Below are 4,139 nucleotides of genomic sequence, written 5' to 3' on the forward strand. Positions count from 1 at the left end.
ATCTAACTGAATACCAATCTTATCGTTTAAAGCATGATTATAGTGATGGCTGGGCACAAGACAAAAAACCTCTGCACCGTAGTGGGTTGGAGGATGGGGATTAATGTTTGGCGTAACACTTTTAAAGAATATAAGTGCAGAAGTTTTTTATTATTACTCTAAACCCTCAATATCATGTTGTATTATACAATATCACGCGGTGTTCGCTAGTCAATGAGATAAACAACCAAGATGAATAAGATTGCTCCACAAGACATTACGGCTGTCATACTTGCAGGTGGTCAGGCGCGGCGCATGAAGGGTCGGGATAAAGGTTTGTTAATCTATCAAGGCCAAACTTTTGTAAAACATCTAGTTAATAGATTAAAACCTCAAGTGAATCAAATTATTATCAATGCCAATCGTCATCAGCAACAATATGCAGATTTAACTCAATGTCCTGTAGTGAATGATAGTTTCGGGCATTTTGCAGGTCCTTTGGCAGGTATGTTGACAGGTTTGCAAACGGCGAAAACCCCTTATGTCTTATTTGTCCCTTGCGATGTACCTTATTTACCTGATTTTCTGGTTTCGCGTTTATCTCAACATCTTATTGACTGCGATGCTTCAATCAGTATGGTGCAAGATGGACAGCGTACTCAATACTTATTTGCTTTGATGCAACGTCATCTACAAAATAATTTACATATTTATTTGCAGCAAAATCACCATCAAGTACAGGCATGGTATCGACAGCAACAAGTTGTTGAAGTAGACTTTTCTGATTGTCCTCAATTCTTTGTCAATATTAATACGCCTGAGGATTTGCAAATCATGACAGATGCACAATAGAGCTTAGAACATCAAACAGCAATACTTTTAAAAACGTGATATACAAAAAATAAGGTCAAATCATCCTATTTTTACAGTATTCATAATTATTTAAATCCCTCATCTGTTTGTGATTACTTAAAAAATATCATATTTATGCAATTCTCTTATTGAAAAATCAGCTTGTCATACCAAAATAAAACAGTGGCTTTGTATTGCTGACTGATAAATACAAAGCAGCGTTTTTGATACTGACCCAGAATTTCCACCCATCTTGAAAGGATGTTTTTCATGGCTTTTGAATTACCCGTTTTACCTTATGCAATTGACGCTTTAGCTCCTCATATTTCTCAAGAAACGTTAGAATTCCATTATGGTAAACATCACCAAACTTATGTGACTAACTTAAATAATTTGGTATCAGGCACTGAGTATGGAAATTTATCATTAGAAGAAATCATCAAAAAAGCCCCTGCTGGCGGCGTATTCAACAATGCAGCTCAAGTATGGAATCATTCATTTTACTGGAACTGCTTAAGCCCTAACGGTGGTGGCGAGCCAACTGGTGCATTGGCTGGCGCGATTATTAGTGCATTTGGTTCATTTGAAGCATTCAAAGAAGCATTCGCTAAAACGTCTGTTACAACGTTTGGTTCTGGTTGGGGCTGGTTAGTGAAAAATGCTGACGGTAGCTTAGAATTAGTTAGCACCAGCAACGCAGGCACACCAATGACTGAAGGCGCGACCGCTTTATTAACGTGTGATGTTTGGGAACATGCTTATTATGTTGATTACCGCAATGCTCGCCCTGCTTATTTAGAAGCATTCTGGAAATTAGTAAATTGGGATTTTGTAGCACAAAACTTCGCTGCTTAATTCTCTATTATTGCGTTCCCATATCTTGTTGTGTGGGAATTGCATTAAACTTTGATGTTCAATTGTCGCCTTTCGATTTAAAATAGCCCGCTTAATTCATCCTATTTCAACACATTCCCTTTTAAGTAAACCACACATGGGAATCAGTGTAATGAGAAAAACCCATGTCATTAGTTAATTTAGACAATATTACCATTGCTTTTGGTCACGTTACCTTACTGGACAAAATCAATTTACGCTTAGAAAAAGGCGAACGTGTGTGCTTAATTGGGCGCAACGGCGAAGGCAAATCTACGTTATTAAAAATCATTGCAGGACAAATTCAAGCTGAAAGTGGGCTGTTACAATTCCAACAAGGCAGCCGTATTAGTTATCTAGCTCAAGAGCCAATATTCGAACCTGATGACACTATTTTTCATGCGGTTTCACGCGGTTTAGGTGACGTAGGCGAATTAGTGCAAACTTATCATGATTTAGTACATCAATTATCTGAAAATAAAGATGATGCTGATGCTTTGATGAAAAAACTAGAACATGCGCAACATCAGTTAGAAGCTCAAGATGGCTGGTTATTGGAACAGCGAGTGGAAACAGTTTTATCTCGTTTGCATTTATCCGCAGATGATAAAGTAGAACAATTATCAGGAGGTTGGAAACGTCGTGTCGCAATTGCTCAAGCCTTAGTCACCGCGCCTGACTTATTATTATTAGATGAACCAACCAACCATTTAGACATTGAAGCTATTACATGGTTGGAAGATTTATTATTAGAATTTAATGGCAGTTTGTTGTTTATCAGCCATGATCGCCAATTTATGCAACGTTTGGCTACGCGCATCATTGAATTAGATCGTGGGATGCTGACCAGTTACCCCGGTGACTATCAAACTTATTTAAGAACCAAACAAGCCGCATTGGAAGCAGAAGCCAGCCAAAATGCTAAATTTGACAAAGCGTTAGCTCAGGAAGAAGTGTGGATTCGCCAAGGGATTAAAGCCCGTCGTACTCGTAATGAAGGCCGTGTCCGTGCTTTGAAAAAAATGCGTCAAGAACGCCAGCAACGACGTGAAACAGTGGGTAAAGTCAAACTCAGTGTCGATACGGGTGAATCATCTGGAAAAATGGTAATTGAAGCAGAAAATATCAGTAAGTCGTATGCAGGTAAACCGCTGATTAATCCATTTTCAACCTTGATTATCCGTGGTGATAAAATTGGTTTGATTGGGCCTAATGGGGTGGGAAAAACCACTTTACTCAAAATGTTATTGGATGAAATTCAAGCAGACAGCGGCAAAATAAAACATGGCACGCAATTACAAGTGGCGTATTTTGACCAATTACGTTCTCAGCTTGACCCCGAACAAACCTTATATGATGCGATTGGGCAAGGCCGTGATAATGTAGACATCAATGGCAAATCCAAGCATGTCATGAGCTATTTGAATGATTTTCTATTCGTACCCGCTCGGGCGTATTCACCGATTAAATCATTATCAGGTGGTGAATGTAACCGATTGTTATTAGCCAAATTATTTACCAAGCCTGCAAACTTGCTCGTCATGGATGAACCAACGAATGATTTAGATGTGGAATCATTGGAATTATTAGAAGAATTGTTGATGAATTATAGCGGCACATTATTGCTGGTCAGTCATGATCGGAGCTTTTTAGATAATGTGGTCACTTCAGTCTTTGCATTTGAAGGCGATGCGGTTGTTAATGAATATGTGGGCGGTTATGCGGATTGGTTACGCCAGCGCGAACCGATAGAAACGGCTCAATCTGCCAAAATTGAAAAAGAGCCGAAGAAGACCGAAAAGGCGGCTAAACCTGTTGAAAAATCTCGTAAGCTTAGTTACAACGAGCAACGAGAACTAGATAATCTGCCAGTGAAAATTGAAGAGTTAGAAACTGCTTTAGCAGAACTACAAGAAATTGTTGCGAATGCTGATTTTTATAAACAAGAAAAAGCAGCTAAGAATGAGACTTTAAATAAAATTAAATCTGTGGAAGATGAGTTGCAACACTGTTATCAGCGTTGGGAAAGTTTGGAAGCCTAAACGCGCTGTTATCCTGTATTATCTGAGTTCGATGTCAGTTGATTTTTAAGTGCAAGATTGAGATTAACTCAGTCTTGAACTTAAAAGTTTAACCGATTGATTATATAAAAATATTATTCTTTATATTGAACTCAGTCGCAACCTTGTTTTTAGTTGACTCTTAAAAAACTACCACCACACATGAAAATACTATTGACAATCATTATCATTATCATGTAAATTTAGCTTAAAGGTGAAACTGATATAAGGGATTGTTTATGTATATTTGTATTTGTCAGGGCGTTACAGATAAACAAATTCACAATGCAGTTTGTAATGGAGCGTGCTCTATGCGTAAACTTCGTGAATGCTTAGGCGTTGTCAAGCAATGTGGAAAATGCGGCCGTTCAACTC

Annotated in this window: 4 protein-coding genes; all 4 read left to right on the forward strand. The window is 38.2% G+C overall.

Going from position 1 to position 4,139, the window contains the following annotated elements:
- Window positions 1-231: 231 nt before the first annotated feature.
- Entirely contained in the window at window positions 232-831 is a 600-nt protein-coding gene (gene mobA / locus ABXH34_RS11395; RefSeq protein WP_353572008.1) for a molybdenum cofactor guanylyltransferase MobA, read from the forward strand.
- Window positions 832-1,101: 270 nt separating this feature from the next.
- On the forward strand, window positions 1,102-1,686 hold the full coding sequence (locus ABXH34_RS11400) for a superoxide dismutase (protein WP_353572009.1): 585 nt from the start codon (window positions 1,102-1,104) through the stop codon (window positions 1,684-1,686).
- A gap of 164 nt (window positions 1,687-1,850) precedes the next feature.
- Entirely contained in the window at window positions 1,851-3,746 is a 1,896-nt protein-coding gene (gene uup, locus ABXH34_RS11405) for an ATP-binding cassette ATPase Uup (protein WP_353572010.1), read from the forward strand.
- Between the two features lie 257 nt (window positions 3,747-4,003).
- Window positions 4,004-4,139: (2Fe-2S)-binding protein (locus tag ABXH34_RS11410; protein WP_353572011.1), on the forward strand; the 136-nt coding region annotated here is incomplete at its 3' end.

It is taken from the genome of Candidatus Albibeggiatoa sp. nov. BB20 (genome assembly GCA_016744725.1).
Lineage (GTDB): Bacteria > Pseudomonadota > Gammaproteobacteria > Beggiatoales > Beggiatoaceae > Albibeggiatoa.

Bases quoted from the DNA above. Each gene is read 5' to 3' on its own strand.
- uup (WP_353572010.1), top strand. From the start codon at position 1,851: ATGTCATTAGTTAATTTAGACAATATTACCATTGCTTTTGGTCACGTT.
- ABXH34_RS11400 (WP_353572009.1), top strand. From the start codon at position 1,102: ATGGCTTTTGAATTACCCGTTTTACCTTATGCAATTGACGCTTTAGCT.
- mobA (WP_353572008.1), top strand. From the start codon at position 232: ATGAATAAGATTGCTCCACAAGACATTACGGCTGTCATACTTGCAGGT.